The following is a 17,694-nucleotide window of genomic DNA, read 5'->3' on the forward strand; positions in this document are numbered from 1 at the left end:
GGGGCCGGCCGTACCGGGACCCTTGGCCACCTCTGAAGAATGTGACATATTACTGTCGTGCCCAACAGACACTCCCTGGACGCCGTGATCATCGGCGCAGGCGTCGTCGGAGCCGCGTGCGCGTACTACGCAACCCGCTCCGGACTCTCCGTCGCAGTCGTCGACCGCGGTCCCGTCGCGGGTGGCACGACCGGTGCCGGAGAAGGCAACCTGCTCGTCTCCGACAAGGAGGCGGGCCCCGAGCTCGACCTCGCGCTGCTGTCCACCCGACTCTGGCAGGAGCTGGCCGCCGCACCGGGAGTGCTCCCCCCGGAGGCCGAGTACGAGCCCAAGGGCGGGCTCGTCGTGGCCCCCGGGGAAACCACGCTCAAGGCCCTGCGCACCTTCGCCGAGGGCCAGCGGGCCGCGGGCGTGGACGCCCGCGAGATCACCCCGGACGAACTGCCCGAACTGGAACCGCACCTGGCCCCCGGCCTCGCCGGCGGCTTCCACTACCCGCAGGACGCCCAAGTCCAGCCCGCCCAGGCCGCCGCCCGGCTGCTGCACGCCTCGGGCGCCCGGACCTACCTGGGCGAGGAGGTCACCGGCATCCTGACCGGCCCCGGCGCAGCCGTCCGCGGCGTGCGCACCGCGCGGCGCGAACTGTCCGCCCCCGCCGTGATCAACGCCGCCGGCACCTGGGGCGGCCGGATCGCCGAACTGGCCGGCACCACCCTGCCGGTCCTGCCCCGCCGGGGCTTCGTCCTGGTCACCGAACCGCTGCCGCGGGTCGTACGGCACAAGGTGTACGCCGCCGACTACATCGCCGACGTGGCGAGCGACTCCGCCGCGCTGCAGTCCTCGGCCGTGGTCGAGGGCACCCCCTCCGGACCGGTGCTCATCGGGGCCACCCGCGAACGGGTCGGCTTCGACCGCTCCCTGTCCACCGAGGCTCTGCGGCGCCTGGCCGGCCAGGCCGCGGCCCTCTTCCCGGTCCTCGCGGACGTCCGCGTGCTGCGGACCTACCACGGCTTCCGGCCGTACCTGCCCGACCACCTGCCGGCGATCGGGCCCGACCCGCGCGTCCCGGGGCTGTACCACGCCTGCGGCCACGAGGGCGCGGGCATCGGCCTGGCGCCCGGGACCGGACTGCTGACGGCGCAGGCCCTGACCGGCGCGGAACCCGCCCTGGACCTCCGGCCGTTCCGCCCCGAACGCTTCGGGACGGACCCCGGGGCCGATCCGACCAACCGAGCGAACGGAGCCGGCCGGTGAGCCACCCGCGCGACCTCGTCGGCGGCACCGCCGACGCCGTCTTCAGCCTGGACTTCGACGGACGGGCCCTGCCCGCGCAGACGGGCCAGACCATCGCCGCCGTGCTCTGGGGCGCGGGCATCCTCGCCTGGCGCACCACCCGGGACGGCGGCGCCCCGCGCGGCGCCTTCTGCGGCATCGGCAGCTGCTACGACTGCCTGATCACCGTCAACGGCCGGCCCAACCAGCGGGCCTGCCTGGTCCCCGCGAGCCCGGGCGACACCGTCACCACACAGGAAGGGACCGGCCATGGCGACCTCGGCGTCTGACCCCGGACACGGCACGGGTGACATTGCAGTGTCACCGGTCACCGAACTCGCCGTCGTCGGCGCCGGTCCCGCCGGCCTCGCCGCCGCCGTCACCGCCGCGGACCTCGGCCTGCGCGTCACCGTCCTCGACGCGGGCGAGCGCCCCGGAGGCCAGTACTACCGCCACCCCGCGCCCGCCCTCGGCGCCGACCGCCCCGAGGCCCTCCACCACGACTGGGCGGCGTTCTCCTCGCGCGAGGAGCGGTTGCGGGCGCACGAGGCCGCGGGCCGGATCACCCACCTCCCCTCCCACCACGTCTGGACCGTCGTCCCGGCGCGCGACACCGCCCCCGGCGGCTGGGTCCTGCACGCACTCGCCGGACCCGAGGAGCACCCCGCCACCGTCCGGGCCCGGTCCGTCCTGCTCGCCACCGGCGCGTACGAACGCCAACTGCCCTTCCCCGGCTGGACCCTGCCCGGGGTCATCGGCGCCGGGGGAGCCCAGGCCATGCTCAAGTCCGGCCTGGTACTGCCCGGCCGCCGGGTGGTCGTGGCCGGCAGCGGACCCCTGCTGCTCGCCGTCGCCGGCTCCCTCGCCGCCGCCGGAGCGCGGGTACCCGCCGTCGCCGAGGCCGCCTCCTACGCCTCCTACGCCGGCCGGCTCCCCGCCCTGCTGCGCAATCCCGGCAAACTCGCCGAAGGCGCCGTGTACGGCAGCGCCCTGCTGCGCCATCAGGTCCGGCTGCTCACCCGGCACGCCGTCACCGAGGCACACGGCACCGACCGGGTCGAGGCCGTCACCGTCGCCCGGCTCGACCGCGACTGGCGGCCCGTTCCCGGGACCGGACGCCGCATCCCCTGCGACGCCCTTGCCGTCGGCCACGGCCTCGTACCGCAGCTCGAACTCGCCACCGGACTCGGCTGCGCGACCCGCCTCGCCGCCGACGGCACGGTGGCCCTCATCCTCGACTCCGCGCAGCGCACCTCCGTGCCCGGGATCTGGTCCGCGGGCGAGACCGGAGGCATCGGGGGCGCCCAGCTGGCCCTCGTGGAAGGGGAGCTGGCGGCCCGTTCGGTCGCCGGCGTGCCGCTGCCCGCCGCCCTGGTCCGGCGCCGCGGCCGGCTGCGGGCCTTCGCCGACGCGATGGGCGCCGCCCACCGGCCCGGCACGGGCTGGACCGGCTGGCTCACCGACGACACCGACGTGTGCCGCTGCGAGGAGGTGCCGGCCGGCCGGATCCGCGAAGCCGCCCGCGAGCTCGGCGCCCGCGACGCACGGACCGTCAAACTCCTCACCCGGGCCGGGATGGGCTGGTGCCAGGGCCGCATGTGCGGCCAGGCCGTCGCCGCCCTCGCCGGCTCGGGCCCCGATGCCGACCGGCGCCCGCTGTCCTGCCCGGTGCCGCTGAAACACCTCGCCGACCTGCCCGCTGACCGCTGATCAGAACCGTGCGGCCCTTGTGGCCGACACACAGCGACTAGTAAAATGTCACACATCACACTAGGGAGTCCTGCCATGACCCACGCGTCCACCCCCGACCGCACCCGTCCCTGGCACGGAATCATGGTCGCCACTGCACTACCCCTGCGCGACGACCGGTCCGTCGACTACGACGCCTACGCCGAACACGTGGCCTGGCTGATCGCCAACGGCTGCGACGGCGTCGTCCCCAACGGCTCGCTCGGCGAGTACCAGACCCTCACCGACGACGAGCGCGCCCGTGTCGTCCGCACCGCCGTGGAAGCCGCGGGCGACGGGGACCGGGTCATGCCCGGCGTCGCCGCCTACGGCAGCGCCGAGTCCCGCCGCTGGGCCGACCAGGCCGCCGAAGCCGGCGCCGGCTCCGTCCTGCTGCTCCCGCCGAACGCCTTCCGCGCCGACGACGACGCCGTGCGCGCCCACTACGCCGAGGTCGCCCGCGCCGGGGTACCCGTCGTCGCGTACAACAACCCCATCGACACCAAGGTCGATCTGACCCCGGCCCTGCTCGCCCGCCTGCACGCCGACGGCAGCATCGTCGCCGTCAAGGAGTTCAGCGGAGACGTCCGCCGCGCCTACGAGATCGCCGAACTCGCCCCCGGCCTCGACCTGCTCATCGGCGCCGACGACGTCCTCCTCGAACTCGCCCTCGCCGGCGCCGTCGGCTGGATCGCCGGCTACCCCAACGCCCTGCCCCGGTCCTGCGCCACCCTCTACCGCGCCGCCGTCGCCGGGGACCTCGACACCGCCCTGCCCCTCTACAAGTCCCTGCACTCGCTGCTGCGCTGGGACTCCAAGACGGAGTTCGTCCAGGCCATCAAGCTCTCCATGGACCTCGCGGGCCGTCCCGGCGGCGCCACCCGCCCGCCGCGCTTCCCCCTGACCGGCGAGGTCGAGGCCGCCGTCCGCGCCGCCACCGAGAAGGCGCTCGCCGAGGGCCTCAACTAACCCCGGCCCACCAGGAGAAGAGGAGGGGACCCAGATGCGTACCCGTCACGTCTACCACGCGGTGGACTCGCACACCGAAGGCATGCCGACCCGGGTCATCACCGGCGGCGTCGGCGTCATCCCCGGCGCCACCATGGCCGAACGCCGACTGCACTTCATCGAGCACATGGACGAACTCCGCACGCTGCTCATGTTCGAGCCCCGCGGGCACTCCGCCATGAGCGGAGCCATCCTGCAGCCGCCCACCCGCCCCGACGCCGACTGCGGGGTGCTCTACATCGAGGTGTCCGGTCTGCTGCCGATGTGCGGACACGGGACCATCGGGGTCGCCACCGTCCTCGTCGAGACCGGAATGGTGCCGGTCACCGAACCCGTCACCACCGTCCGTCTGGACACCCCCGCCGGACTGGTGAGCGTCGACGTCCGCGTGGACGACGGCGCCGCCACCTCCGTCACCCTCACCAACGTCCCCGCCTTCAGCGTCGGTCTCGGCCTCAAGGCCGACGTCCCCGGATACGGCAATGTCACATATGACCTTGCCTACGGCGGCAACTTCTACGCCTTCGTCGAACTCGACGACCTCGGCCTGCCCTTCGACCGGGCCCGCAAGGACGACCTGATCAAGGCCGGACTCGCGATCATGGACGCGATCAACGCCTCGCCGCAGCGGCCCGTCCACCCCGAGGACCCCGCCATCTCCGGCGTCAAGCACGTCTACCTCGCCGCCCCCGGCTCCGACGCCACCCGCTCCCGGCACGCCATGGCCATCCACCCCGGCTGGTTCGACCGCTCCCCGTGCGGCACCGGCACCTCCGCCCGGATGGCCCAGCTGCACGCCCGCGGCGAACTCCCCCTCGGCCGCGACTTCGTCAACGAGTCCTTCATCGGCACCGAGTTCACCGGCCGCCTCGTCGCGGAGACCACCGTCGGCGGACTCCCCGCCGTCGTGCCCACCGTCACCGGACGCGCCTGGATCACCGGCACCGCCCAGTACTTCCTCGACCCGACCGACCCCTTCCCCGGAGGGTTCCTGCTGTGAGCGCGCCGACAACGGTCCGCACCACCGACTACCACACCGCGGGCGAACCCTTCCGCATCGTCACCGGGGGCCTCCCGCCCGCCCCCGGCGACACCGTCGCCGAACGCTGCGCCACCGCCATCGGCCCCGGCGGATCGGGCACCGCCCCCCGGCGCGGCCCGCTGGACGACGTACGCCGCCTGCTCGTGCGCGAACCGCGCGGGCACGCCGGCATGTACGGAGGGTTCCTCGTGCCGCCCGACGACGACGGCGCCCACCTCGGCGTGCTGTTCTGGCACAAGGACGGCTACTCCACCGCATGCGGCCACGGCACCATGGCCCTCGGTGCCTGGGCCGTCGACAGCGGGCTGGTCCCCGCCCCCGACGACGGCAGCGCACAGGTACGCATCGACGTGCCGTCCGGACGCGTCACCGCCACCGTCCACCGCACCGAAGGCCGCACCACCGGGGTCACCTTCCGCAACGTCCCCGCCAGGGTGACCGCCCGCAAAGTGCCCGTCGCCACCGGCTTCGGGCTGGCCGAAGCCGACATCGCCCACGCCGGAGCCTGCTACGCCTCGGTGTCCGCGCGGTCCCTCGGCCTCAGCGTCGAACGCGCCTCGCTGCCCCAACTCGTCAGCGCCGGACAGCAGATCCGGGCGGCACTCGCCACCCACCCCGGCACCTGGCACCCCGACGGACCGCTGCTGTCCGGGGTGTACGGGGTGATCCTCTACGACGAACTGCCCGAGACGCCGTTCGGTCCGCACCAGCGCAATGTCACCGTGTTCGCCGACGGTCAGATCGACCGGTCCCCGTGCGGCTCCGGCACCTCCGCCCGGCTCGCGCTGCTCGCCGAGGACGGCCTGCTCTCGCCGGGCGAGGACCTCCTCCACGAGTCCGTCGCCGGCACGGTCTTCACCGGGCGGATCCTGGGCGACGGCGTCACCGAGGTCACCGGCACCGCGTACCGGACGGGCGAGCACACCTTCGTCCTCGACCCGTACGACAGCCTCGGCACCGGATTCCTGCTGTGAGCGGCCCGGGCGGCACAGGCGGCGCGGCCGGGCTCAAGGACCTGGTGCTGCTGGGGGCCGAGGAGATCGCCGGACTCCTCACCCCCGCCGCCGCGGTCGAGGCGGTCGCCCGGGTGCTCCAGGACGGGCTCGACCCCGAAACCTGCCCGCACCGCACCGGCGTCGCCGTCCCCGCGGGCGAACTCCTGCTGATGCCGGCCGCGTCCGGCGACTACGCCGGCGTCAAGATCGCCGGAGTCGCGCCCGGCAACGCCGCCCGCGGCCTGCCCCGGATCACCGGCAGCTACCTGCTGCTCGACGGGACCACCCTGCACCCCCTCGCCCTGCTGGACGGCGCGGCCCTCACCGCGCTGCGCACCCCCGCCGTCTCCGCGCTGGCGGTACGGCACCTCGCCGCGCCGGGTCCGCTGCGGATGGTGCTCTTCGGCTCGGGACCGCAGGCGTACGGGCACCTCGAGGCGGTCCTCGCGGTCCGGGAGCTCGCCGAGGTCGTGGTGGTGGCGCGCAACGCCGCCGCCGGGGCCGAACTCGCCGGGTACGCACGGTCGCTGGTCCCCGCCTCCCGGACCGGTACCGCCGCCGACGTCGCGGGCGCCGACCTGGTGGTGTGCTGCACCACCGCCCGCGAACCGCTCTTCGACGGTCGGCTGGTGGCCGCCGGCGCCACCGTCGTGGCAGTCGGGTCCCACGAGCCCGACGCGCGGGAGACCGACACCGCGCTCATACGCAGGGCAGCGGTGTACGTCGAGTCCCGCGCGGCGGCCCTGCGGGAGGCCGGAGACCTGCTGATCCCCGAGGCGGAAGGGGCCATTGGGCCGGGACATGTCACCGGAACCCTTGCGGACCTGGTCAGGGGCGCGCGGCCGGGCAGCCCGATGAGTTGTCCACAGGTCTTTAAGAGCGTGGGCATGGCCTGGGAAGATCTCGCAGTGGCGGTGGCTCTGTACCTCGCTGCCGGGGCGAACAGCGAAACGTGACATTGTACGCTGTTCCTCTGCGATTTCTCGGAGGAAATGCAATGGGTGACCTGAAGCAGCACAGTCTCATCAAGGCCCAGGAACGGCTCCGCGACCAGGTCGGCCATGCCCTCCGAGCAGCCCTGATAGCGGGTGAGCTGCGGCCCGGCAACGTCTACTCGGCGCCCGGCCTCGCCGCGGAGCTCGGCGTCTCGGCGACCCCGGTCCGCGAGGCGATGCTCGACCTGGCCCGCGAGGGCCTGGTGGAACCGGTCCGCAACAAGGGCTTCCGCATCACCGAAGTCAGCGAGCGGGACCTCGACCAGTACACGGAGCTGCGCACGCTGATCGAGGTGCCGACCATCGGCATCGTCACGCAGATCGCGCAGGCGGAGCAGCTGGAGGCGCTGCGGCCCATCGCCGAGGAGATCGTCAGCAGCGCGCGCGAGCACGACCTCATCGGCTACCTCGAGGCCGACCGCCGCTTCCACCTGACCCTGCTGGGGCTCTCGGGCAACGACCGGCTCGTGGAGACGGTCGGCGACCTGCGCAAGCGCTCCCGGCTCTACGGCCTGACGGGTCTGGACGAGGCGGGGCTGCTCGTCGCGTCCGCGGAGGAGCACCTGGAGCTGCTCGACCTGATGCTCGCCCGGGACACCCCGGGGGCGGAGGCCTGCATGGGCCGCCACCTCGGGCACGTGCGCTCGCTGTGGGCCCAGGGCCGTGACGAGCCGGTAGGCATGGGCTGGCCGCGCCGCTTCGGTGATGGCCGCCCGGCCTGATCCACCCTGAGCATGCCCTGATCGGGGCCCGGACCTCCTGGTCCGGGCCCCAACTTGCTTTTGGGGAAGGCCATTTGGACACGGCTGGATAACGAGGCGACGGAAGTCTTGTCAGTACAATTTCACATTACTATGTTACCGGTCACACCTTAGAGCGGCCCTTCCCTGGAGTGACCTATGACCAAGCGCACCCAACTCGCCCTCGCCACCGCCCTGGTGGCTGCTCTCGCACTCGGCGCCTCGGGCTGCTCCGGCACGACGAAGGGCAAGGCGGGCGGCGGTTCCGGCGCCTCGAACCCCGCGGCGGGCAACGACGGCCGGATCATCGGCGGCACCCCGGTCAAGGGCGGCACCCTCACCGTCCTGTCGAACCAGGACTTCGCCCACCTGGACCCGGCCCGCAACTGGGTCATGCCGACGATGGACTTCGGCACCCGCCTGCTCTACCGCACGCTGGTCACCTTCAAGGCCGAGCCCGGCAAGGCGGGCAGCGAGCTGGTCCCCGACCTCGCCACCGACCTCGGCAAGTCCTCCAACGGCGGCCGCACCTGGACCTTCACCCTCAAAGAAGGCCTGAAGTACGAGGACGGCACCCCGATCAAGGCCCAGGACGTCAAGTACAACGTCGAGCGCTCCTTCTCCCCGGACCTCACCGGCGGCCCCGACTACGCCGCCCGCTACCTGGCCGGCGCGAAGGGCTACACGGGCCCCCTCCAGGGCAAGCACCTCGACTCCGTCAAGACCCCGGACGACCGCACGATCGTCTTCGAACTGAACCGCCCCGTCGCCGAGTTCTCCGCGACCGCCACCCTCCCGACCTTCGCGCCCGTCCCGCAGTCCAAGGAGAAGGGCACCCAGTACGACGCCCGCCCGTTCTCCTCCGGGCCGTACAAGATCGAGTCGTACGACCGGGACAAGAAGCTCGTCCTGGTCCGCAACGAGCACTGGGACCCGAAGACCGACACCGTGCGCAAGGCCTACCCGGACAAGTTCGTCGTGGTCATGGGCCTCAAGGGCGGCCAGATCGACGACCGGATCATCGCCGGCAGCGGCGCCGACGCCTCCGCCGTCCAGTGGTCCGACATGCGGCCCGAGAGCGCACCCAAGGTGCTTCCCAAGGCGGACGTCAAGCAGCGGCTGCTCGCCGAGTCCCAGGGCTGTACCGAGATGCTCCAGATGAACACCTCCCGCGCGCCGTTCAACGACCCCAAGGTCCGCGAGGCCCTCCAGTACGCCGTGGACAAGGAGTCCCTGCTCACCGCCGCGGGCGGCCCCGCCCTCAACGAGATCGCCACCGCCTACCTCCCGTCCGCGCTCTCCGGCGGCAAGCAGGCCGACACCGTCAAGATCGCCCCGGCCGGCGACCCGGCGAAGGCCAAGGAACTCCTCAAGGCGGCCGGCAAGACGAGCCTCAAGGTCTCGCTCGCCGTCTCGACCGGCGACAAGACCAAGGCCGAAGCCATCCAGCAGGGCCTGTCCCGCGCAGGCATCCAGGTCGTCATCGACACGGTCGACCCGGGCGCCTACTACGACGTGATCGGTGACACTACAACGGCACCCGACATGGTGCTCAGTGGCTGGTGCCCCGACTACCCCTCCGGCTCCACCTTCCTCCCCTTCGTCTTCGACGGCCGCACCATCAAGGTCAAGGGCAACAGCGGCAACTACGCGCAGTTCCGCGATGACGCGACCATGAAGCGCATCGACGAGATCAACGCGATGTCCGACCCGGCGCAGGCCAACCAGGCCTGGATCGAGCTCGACGCGGCCATCATGGCCAAGTCCCCGGCCGTCCCCGTCCTGCTGGAGCGCAAGCCGCTGCTCGTCGGCCCCAACATCGCCGGAGCCTTCGGCCACCCCGTCTGGGTCGGACAGCTCGACTACGCCACCATCGGCCTCAAGGACCCCTCGAAGAGCCAGGGCTGAGGGCGAAGGCCAGCGAGGTCCACACCACCGTGACCGCCACCGCCGCCGGTACCGCGCCGGCCGCGGCAGTCCCTCCGGGCAGCAGCCCCTGGCAGCTCGCCCGGAGGGAACTCCGCCGCCGCCCCGCCGTCCGCATCAGCCTCTCCGTCGTCGTCCTCTTCGTCCTCATGGCCGCCACCGCCCCCTGGCTGGGCGCACTCGGCGGCTGGTCCCCGGACGAGTTCGACAAGTCCGCAGTCGACCCCTACCTCGGCGGCCTGCCGCTGGGTTCCTTCGGCGGGATCAGCCCCGAGCACTGGCTCGGCGTCGAACCCGTCACCGGACGCGACCTGTTCGCCCGCGTCGTGCACGGCGCCCAGGTCTCCCTCCTGATCGCCTTCGCCGCCACGGCGATCGTCGTCCTCGCCGGCACCGCCGCCGGGATCGCCGCCGGCTACTTCGGCGGCCGCACCGACGCCGTCCTGTCCCGCCTGATGGACCTCACCATGTCCTTCCCCTCGCTGATCTTCATGATCGCGATGCTGTCGGTGGCCAAGGACGTCAACCGCATCGTGCTGATGACCGCCGTCATCGGCCTTTTCGGATGGCCCGGCGTCGCCCGGGTGGTCCGCGGCCAGACCCTCTCCCTCAAGCACCGCGAATACGTCGACGCGGCCCGCGTCGGCGGCTCCGGACCCTGGCGGATCCTCACCCGCGACATCCTCCCCGGCGTCTCCGGCCCGGTCATCGCGTACACCACCCTGCTCATCCCCGGCATGATCAGCACCGAGGCGGCGCTGAGCTACCTCGGCGTCGGCGTCCGCCCGCCCACCCCCTCGTGGGGCCAGATGATCGCCGAGAGCGTCGCCTTCTACGAGACCGACCCCATGTACTTCGTCATCCCGAGCACCTTCCTCTTCCTCTCGGTGCTCGCCTTCACCCTGCTCGGTGACGCCCTGCGCGACATCCTCGACCCGAGGGGCGGCCGCACGTGATCCTCTACCTCGTGCGCCGGCTCGCCGCCCTCGCGGGCGTGCTCCTCGCCATCGCCGCCGTCACCTTCCTCATCTTCTACGTCCTGCCCTCGGACCCTGCGGCAGCAGCCTGCGGCAAGACCTGCAGCCCCGAACGGCTCGCCGTGGTACGCGAATACCTCGGCCTGGACAGGTCGCTGTGGAGCCAGTTCACGGAGTTCGTCACCGGCATCTTCACAGGGCGCACCCTGGGCACGGGACAGTACGCGGTGACATGTGACTTCCCGTGCCTCGGCTACTCGTACGAGAACTCCCTGCCGGTCTGGGACCTCCTCATGGACCGGCTCCCGGTTTCCGCGTCCCTCGCGGTGGGCGCCGCCGTGCTCTGGCTGCTCCTGGGCCTGGGCGCCGGCGTCACCGCCGCCCTGCGCAAGGACACCGTCACCGACAAGGCGCTGATGGTCGGCGCGGTCGCGGCGGCCTCGCTGCCCGTCTACTTCACTTCCGTGATGCTCATCTACGGCGTCATCCGCATCGCCGGACTCCTGCCGTACCCCACCTACCAGGCCTTCACCGACAACCCCGCGGGCTGGGCCGCCAACCTGATCCTGCCCTGGACCGCACTCGCCCTGCTCTACGCCGCCATGTACGCCCGCCAGAGCCGCGGTTCGATGATCGAGGCGATGGCCGAGCCGTACATCCGCACCGCCCGCGCCAAGGGCATGCCCGAACGCACCGTCGTCGTCAAACACGGCCTGCGCTCCGGCATGACCCCCATCCTCACGATCTTCGGGATGGACCTCGGCGGCCTGCTCGCCGGAGCCGTCATCACCGAGTCCATCTTCGGACTCCCCGGCATCGGGCGGCTGTTCTACGGCGCACTGGTCAGCTCCGACCAGCCCGTGGTGCTCGGCGTCACCCTGCTCGCCGCCTTCTTCATCGTCGTCGCCAACCTCGCGGTCGACCTCCTGTACGCCGTCGTCGACCCGAGGGTGAGGTACTGATGACACCCGACAAGTCAGCCCAGGCCGCGAACGCCGCCAACGCCGCCAAGGCCGCGAAGAGTCCCCGGTCCCTGCTCGAAGTGCGGGACCTGCACGTCACGTTCAGCACCCCGCGGGGCAGCGTACGGGCCGTCGACTCGCTCGGGTTCACGGTAGAGGCCGGCCGCACGCTGGGCATCGTCGGCGAGTCCGGATCGGGCAAGTCCGTCACCTCCCTCGCCGTGATGGGGCTCCACCGCGGCGCGGAGGTCGGCGGCTCCATCGCCCTCGACGGGCAGGAACTGGTCGGCATGCCCGAGAAGGAGCTGTCGAAGCTCCGCGGCCGGCGCATGGCGATGATCTTCCAGGACCCCCTGTCGAGCCTGCACCCCTACTACACGGTCGGAGAGCAGATAGCCGAGCACTTCCGGGTGCACTTCCGGGCCGGGCGGGCCGCCGCGCGCAAGCGTGCCGTGGACATGCTCGGCGAGGTGGGCATCCCGGAACCCGCCCGCCGGGCGGGGGAGTACCCGCACCAGTTCTCCGGCGGCATGCGCCAGCGGGCGATGATCGCCATGGCGCTGGCGTGCGAGCCGGACCTGCTCATCGCGGACGAGCCGACCACCGCCCTCGACGTCACCGTCCAGGCGCAGATCCTCGAACTGATCGCCAGGATCCAGCAGGAGCGCGGCCTCGGCGTCGTGATGATCACCCACGACCTGGGCGTGGTCGCACGCGTCGCCCACGAGGTGCTCGTCATGTACGGCGGCCGGGCCGCCGAACAGGCCTCGGTCGACGCCCTGTTCGCCGAACCCGCGCACCCCTACACGCGCGGGCTGCTCGACTCCCTGCCACGGCTGGACGACACCGACGACGAACCGCTGCGGGCCATCCCCGGCTCGCCGCCCTCCCTGCTCGCACCCGCCCCAGGCTGCGCCTTCGCACCCCGCTGTGCGCGGGCGGCCGCGGGCACCGACCAGGAGCGGGCGCGCTGCACCGGCGAGCGTCCGGCGTTCACACCGTACGGTGACATGTCACGCATGACCGCCTGCCACTTCGCAGGCGCCGTCCAGGAGGCGGCCCGATGACCACGACCCCCGTCACCACGGCCCCGGCCGAGGCCGGCGACCGGCTGCTCTCCGTCCGCGACCTCACCATGACCTTCCCCGGCCGCCGCAGCGTCACCGGCCGCCGCGGAGCCCCCGTCCGGGCCGTCGACGGCGTCTCCTTCGATCTGGCCGCGGGCGAGACCCTCGGCCTGGTGGGGGAGTCCGGCTGCGGCAAGTCCACCACCGGCCGGATGCTCGTCCGGCTGCTCCAGCCCACCTCCGGCAGCATCGCCTTCGAGGGCAAGGAGATCAGCCGGCTGTCCCAGGGCGGCATGCGGCCCCTGCGCAAGCACCTCCAGATGGTCTTCCAGGACCCGCACTCCTCCCTCAATCCCCGCCAGACCGTCGCCCGGATCATCTCCGACCCGCTGCTGGTCCAGGGCTGGAGCGCCGCCGACGCCCGCAACCGGGCCGCCGAGCTCATGGAACTCGTCGGCCTCATCCCCGAGCACATCGACCGCTACCCGCACGAGTTCTCCGGCGGCCAGGCCCAGCGCATCGGCATCGCCCGCTCGCTCGCCACCAGCCCCCGCCTGATCATCGCCGACGAACCGGTCTCCGCCCTCGACGTCTCCGTCCAGGCCCAGATCGTCAACCTGATGGAACGGCTGCGCGCGGAACTCGGCCTCGCCTACGTGTTCATCGCCCACGACCTGTCCGTCGTCAAGCGCGTCAGCGACCGCGTCGCCGTGATGTACCTCGGCAGGATCGTGGAGACGGGGGACAAGCGGGCGCTGTACGAGGACCCCCAGCACCCGTACACCCGGGCGCTGCTGTCCGCTGTACCGCTGCCCGACCCGGCCGCCGAGCGCCGGCGCGAACGCATCACCCTGCTCGGCGACCCGCCCAGCCCGGCCGCCCCGCCGCCGGGCTGCACCTTCCACCCGCGCTGCGCGAAGGCACAGGACCTGTGCCGCACCGAACGGCCCCTGCTGCGCATCGCCTCACCGGGCGAGGCGCGCGAGGTGGCCTGTCACTTCCCGGGGGTCTGACGGGGAACCACGGGAAGAGGGCCCCGGAGACAACGACGTCTCCGGGGCCCTTCCCCGTGCCCGGTCCGGTCACCCGGTTCAGGCGAGCGTGCGGCGCAGGAAGTCGAGTTCGAGCGCCATCAGCTTCTCGTTGACACCGCCCGGGGTCATGTGGGTCACCCCCGGCAGGGCCAGCAGCTGGTGGGGGCGCCCGGCGTCGGTCAGGGCCTGCGACAGGCGCAGGGTGTGCGACGGGTGCACGTTGTCGTCGGCCAGGCCGTGGACCAGCAGCAGCGGCCGGGTCAGCGCGGGCGCGTCGGGGATCAGGCAGTCCCGCTCGTACACCTGCGGGTTCTCCTGCGGCAGCCCGAGGTACCGCTCGGTGTACGCCGTGTCGTAGAGGCGGAAGTCCGTCGGCGCCGCGCCCGCGACCGCGGTGCGGAAGACGTCCGGCCGGCGCAGCACCGCCAGGGCGGCCAGATAGCCGCCGTACGACCAGCCGCGCACCCCGACCCGGCTCAGGTCCAGCTCGGGATGGCGCGCGCCGAGTTCCCGCAGCGCCGACACCTGATCGTGCAATGTCACATCAGAGAATCCGCGGTACATCGCGTGCGTGAAGGCAGGGGACACGAACGGCGTGCCGCGGTTGTCGATGGTGACGACCGCGAAGCCCTGGTCCGCCCACCACTGCTGGTGCTGCCAGCGCCTCGGCTCCGCGGACACCGCCTGGTAGCCGGGACCGCCGTACACGTCGAGGAGTACGGGCAGCCGCTCGCCCGGCACATGGCCGCGGGGCAGCACCAGCGCGGTCGGCACCCGGTGCTCGGTGACCCGGGCCAGCCGCGGTCCGACGGCGTACGGCAGCGGCTCCGAGAGGTCGCGCGGGCCGGACTCGCGCCCGTCCGCGGTCCGTACGGTCCGCCGGATCCCCCGGGGACCGGCGGAGGTGATCAGCAGGGCGCCGGCCTTGGCCTCGGCCGTGTGCACGCCCGGCCCGTCGGCGAGCGGCCGCACCTCGCCGCTGCCGGGGTCGATCAGCAGGACCTGCTGTTCGGAGGGGTCGCGCCGGCCGGCCTCCACCAGCAGCGCCCCGCCGTGCACGCCGACCACCCTGCGGACCTGGACGTCGGCGCCGGTCAGGAGCTTGCCGTCGACCGCCAGGCCCCGGGCCGCGCCACCGGGCGTGTCGGCGGAGGTGAGCATCCGGCCGTCGGGGAGCCGGGCGGGGGTGCCGGGCAGCGGGTCCACCCACTGGGGGTGGGACGTACGGGACAGTTCGCGGGTCCGGCCGGTCGCCGGGTCGGCGGTCAGGAGCAGTACGTTCTGCTGGAGCCGGTCCTGCACGGTCAGCAGGATCTCGCCGGCCGACTCCCAGGAGGCCTGCGAGAGGTAGGGGAACGCGTCCGCGTCCCACTCCAGCCGCACCCGGTCCCCGTCCGGTCCCAGCACCCACAGCTGCACGTCGGCGTTGGGCCCGCCGGCCTGCGGGTAGGCGAAGTCCTCCGGCGCCCGCTCGGGGTGCGTCGGATCGGCGAAGTAGCGTCGGGGCAGGGCCGATTCGGACACCCGCGCGGCGAGCAGCGTCACCCCGTCGGGAGACCACCAGTGGCCGCGGGAGCGGCCGAGCTCCTCGGCGGCGGCGAACTCCGCCACGCCCCAGCGGGCCCCGTCGGCGGGACTGACCAGGCCGCCGGGCCAGACGTGGAGGGCGTCGCCGGTGACGTACGCGATCCGCGAGCCGTCGGCATTGGGGCGCGGGTCGAAGGCGGGTCCGGCGACCGCCACCTCCTCGGGACCGGCGGCGCCGTCGGCGGTGGCGGCGCCGGGCACGGAGACCCGGAACACCCGCCCGTACAGTGCGAACACCGCGCAGGTCCCCGTACCCGCCAGGGCGAACGCACCGATGCCGGGGGCGGACAGCCGGATCCGCTCGCGCAGCCGCCGCTCGGCGGCGGGCAGCTCGCCGCCGCCGGGTGCGAGCAGCGCGGGGTCGGCGAGCAGCCGCTCGGTGCCATCGGCGGTGTCCAGGACCCAGAGGGAGTCGACGGGGTCGGCCGGTCCGGAGGAGCGCAGGAAGTACAACAGCCGCCCGTCGTCACCGAAGGCGGCGGCGCGCGGGGCGCCGTAGGTGAAGCGCCCGGTCCGGGCGGAGAGCTGGAGGAAGGAATCCATAACAGCAGTGTGACATGTGAAATTACACTGTTCCAGGTCCGCGGCCTTAGCCTGTTCGAGTGGTAACACTCCCCGTCCCGGCTTAGCGTCGGAAGGGTGGACCGGAACGATCTGCCGATCAGCACCGGGACCGACGGCAAGGTCCAAGAGGGCAAAAGCGGACGCGGGAACCTCGCGCTCCTGGTCATCGCTTCCTGCCAGCTCATGGTTGTTCTCGACATCACGATCGTGAACATCGCGCTACCGCACATCCAGACGGACCTCGGCTTCTCCACCGAGAGCCTGTCCTGGGTCGTCAACGCCTACACGCTCACGTTCGGCGGACTGCTCCTGCTGGGCGGCCGCGCGGGCGACATCCTCGGCAGGCGGCGCGTCTTCATCTTCGGTGTCGTGCTCTTCGGCGTCGCGTCGCTGCTCGGCGGCTTCGCGCAGAACGCCGGCCAGCTGATGGCCGCCCGCGCCCTCCAGGGTGTCGGCGGCGCCATCGCCTCGCCGACCTCGCTCGCCCTGATCACCACGACCTTCCGTGAAGGCCCCGAACGCAACAGGGCGTTCGGCGTGTTCGCGGCCGTCTCGGCGGGCGGCGGCGCCATCGGCCTGCTGGCCGGCGGCCTGCTCGTCGAGTGGCTCGACTGGCGCTGGGTCCTCTTCGTCAACGTCCCGATCGCCGCGCTGATCGCCCTGGCCACCCCCAAGGTCATCAAGGAATCCGAACGGCACACGGGTCACTTCGACTTCGCGGGCGCGCTCACCTCGACCCTCGGCATGGTGGCCCTGGTCTACGGCTTCATCCGCGCGGCCCAGGACGGCTGGCGCGACCCCCTCACCCTCGCCTCCTTCGGCGCCGCGGTGGTGCTGCTCGTGCTGTTCATCCTGATCGAGCGGCGTTCGAGCCAGCCGATCACGCCGCTGCACATGTTCGCGGACCGCAACCGCGCCGGAACGTACGGCATCATGCTCTTCCTCGCCTGCGCGATGTTCGGGATGTTCTTCTTCCTCACCCTCTTCGTGCAGAACGTCCTCGGCTTCAGCCCCCTGCAGGCGGGCCTCGCCTTCCTGCCGGTCAGCGCGGTCATCGCGGTGGGCGCGGGCATCACCTCCCAGCTGCTGCCGAAGTACGGCCCCAAGCCGTTCATGGTGGTCGGCGCGATCCTCGCCGCGGCCGGCCTGTCCTGGCTCACCCTGACCGACGTCGACTCCACGTACCTGGGCAGCGTGCTGGGCCCGATGCTGGTGTTCAGCCTCGGCATGGGCATGATGTTCATCTCGCTGACGCTGATGGCCCTGTCGAACGTCCCCGACCGCGAGTCGGGCGCGGCCAGCGGCCTGCTCAACGCGACCCAGCAGGTCGGCGGCTCGCTCGGCCTCTCCATCCTCGTCACGGTCTTCGGCACGGCCAGCCGCAACGCGGCCGAGACCCAGGTGCCCGCCTTCCTCGCCGAGGCCGGCCCCGCCCAGCGCGCCCTGTTCGAGCGCACCGGCCAGCTGCCCGACCCCTGGGGCGACGAGGTCCTGACCTCCGGCGTCAGCGCGGCCTTCGTCGCCGCGGCGGTCTTCGCCCTCGCGGCCGCCGTCATCGCGCTCTTCGTCATCCAGGTCCGGCCCTCGGACCGCGAACGCCTTCAGGGCAACCACAGCCCGGCCGGCACCCCGGGCAGCGTCTGAACGACCCCCGTGCCCTGCCGCCGGCCGGCACGGGCCCTGCCGTCCCTGCCGTCCCTGCCGTCCCTGCCGTCCCTGCCGTCCCGGCCTTCCTGGTGAGGCAGGCCCGCGTTCGGCAGCTGGCGGCGAAAGGGGGGGGGAGGGGACAAAAACCTC

At 72.7% G+C, this 17,694-nt stretch carries 15 protein-coding genes; 14 read left to right on the top strand and 1 reads right to left on the bottom strand.

Features of this window, described 5'->3' with window-relative positions:
- The first annotated feature begins 57 nt into the window (after nt 1-57).
- From ACZ7H1_RS26045 to ACZ7H1_RS26105, 13 genes are all read left to right on the top strand, one after another.
- A complete protein-coding gene (locus ACZ7H1_RS26045; protein WP_470790181.1) occupies nt 58-1,254 on the top strand; it encodes an NAD(P)/FAD-dependent oxidoreductase in 1,197 nt (398 codons plus the stop codon).
- A complete protein-coding gene (locus ACZ7H1_RS26050; protein ID WP_470790182.1) occupies nt 1,251-1,562 on the top strand; it encodes a (2Fe-2S)-binding protein in 312 nt (103 codons plus the stop codon). Before ACZ7H1_RS26045 ends, ACZ7H1_RS26050 begins: the two co-directional genes overlap by 4 nt.
- Nucleotides 1,543-2,982: an FAD/NAD(P)-dependent oxidoreductase gene (locus tag ACZ7H1_RS26055; RefSeq protein WP_470790183.1), complete on the top strand. Its 1,440-nt coding sequence runs from the start codon at nt 1,543-1,545 to the stop codon at nt 2,980-2,982. The genes ACZ7H1_RS26050 and ACZ7H1_RS26055 overlap by 20 nt, the downstream gene beginning before the upstream one ends.
- Nucleotides 2,983-3,057: 75 nt before the next feature.
- Nucleotides 3,058-3,969, top strand: a complete 912-nt coding sequence (locus ACZ7H1_RS26060; protein ID WP_470790184.1) for a dihydrodipicolinate synthase family protein — start codon at nt 3,058-3,060, stop codon at nt 3,967-3,969.
- 34 nt (nt 3,970-4,003) lie between these two features.
- The gene (locus tag ACZ7H1_RS26065; protein ID WP_470790185.1) at nt 4,004-5,008 is read left to right on the top strand and encodes a proline racemase family protein; all 1,005 of its coding nucleotides are present in this window, start codon (nt 4,004-4,006) and stop codon (nt 5,006-5,008) included.
- Complete coding sequence (locus ACZ7H1_RS26070) at nt 5,005-6,024, top strand: proline racemase family protein (protein WP_470790186.1); 1,020 nt, start codon at nt 5,005-5,007, stop codon at nt 6,022-6,024. Before ACZ7H1_RS26065 ends, ACZ7H1_RS26070 begins: the two co-directional genes overlap by 4 nt.
- Nucleotides 6,025-6,074: 50 nt before the next feature.
- Complete coding sequence (locus tag ACZ7H1_RS26075; RefSeq protein WP_470790236.1) at nt 6,075-7,001, top strand: ornithine cyclodeaminase family protein; 927 nt, start codon at nt 6,075-6,077, stop codon at nt 6,999-7,001.
- A gap of 41 nt (nt 7,002-7,042) precedes the next feature.
- Complete coding sequence (locus ACZ7H1_RS26080; RefSeq protein WP_470790187.1) at nt 7,043-7,762, top strand: GntR family transcriptional regulator; 720 nt, start codon at nt 7,043-7,045, stop codon at nt 7,760-7,762.
- A 177-nt stretch (nt 7,763-7,939) separates the two neighbouring features.
- Nucleotides 7,940-9,688, top strand: coding sequence for an ABC transporter substrate-binding protein (locus tag ACZ7H1_RS26085; RefSeq protein ID WP_470790188.1), 1,749 nt, complete (start codon nt 7,940-7,942; stop codon nt 9,686-9,688).
- Between the two features lie 29 nt (nt 9,689-9,717).
- Nucleotides 9,718-10,662: an ABC transporter permease gene (locus ACZ7H1_RS26090; protein WP_470790189.1), complete on the top strand. Its 945-nt coding sequence runs from the start codon at nt 9,718-9,720 to the stop codon at nt 10,660-10,662.
- Nucleotides 10,659-11,645: an ABC transporter permease gene (locus tag ACZ7H1_RS26095; protein WP_470790190.1), complete on the top strand. Its 987-nt coding sequence runs from the start codon at nt 10,659-10,661 to the stop codon at nt 11,643-11,645. The genes ACZ7H1_RS26090 and ACZ7H1_RS26095 overlap by 4 nt, the downstream gene beginning before the upstream one ends.
- The gene (locus ACZ7H1_RS26100) at nt 11,645-12,712 is read left to right on the top strand and encodes an ABC transporter ATP-binding protein (protein ID WP_470790191.1); all 1,068 of its coding nucleotides are present in this window, start codon (nt 11,645-11,647) and stop codon (nt 12,710-12,712) included. Before ACZ7H1_RS26095 ends, ACZ7H1_RS26100 begins: the two co-directional genes overlap by 1 nt.
- Complete coding sequence (locus ACZ7H1_RS26105) at nt 12,709-13,725, top strand: ABC transporter ATP-binding protein (RefSeq protein WP_470790192.1); 1,017 nt, start codon at nt 12,709-12,711, stop codon at nt 13,723-13,725. The genes ACZ7H1_RS26100 and ACZ7H1_RS26105 overlap by 4 nt, the downstream gene beginning before the upstream one ends.
- A 78-nt stretch (nt 13,726-13,803) precedes the next feature.
- On the opposite strand, the gene ACZ7H1_RS26110 is transcribed toward ACZ7H1_RS26105, so the two are convergent.
- Nucleotides 13,804-15,876: a S9 family peptidase gene (locus tag ACZ7H1_RS26110; RefSeq protein ID WP_470790193.1), complete on the bottom strand. Its 2,073-nt coding sequence runs from the start codon at nt 15,874-15,876 to the stop codon at nt 13,804-13,806.
- 117 nt (nt 15,877-15,993) lie between these two features.
- Here ACZ7H1_RS26110 and ACZ7H1_RS26115 point away from each other — a divergent pair, with 117 nt between their 5' ends.
- Nucleotides 15,994-17,541 (top strand): MFS transporter, encoded by a 1,548-nt coding sequence (locus ACZ7H1_RS26115; protein ID WP_470790237.1) that lies wholly within the window; start codon nt 15,994-15,996, stop codon nt 17,539-17,541.
- The last annotated feature ends 153 nt before the right edge of the window (nt 17,542-17,694 follow it).

It is taken from the genome of Streptomyces sp. NPDC037401 (genome assembly GCF_055602345.1).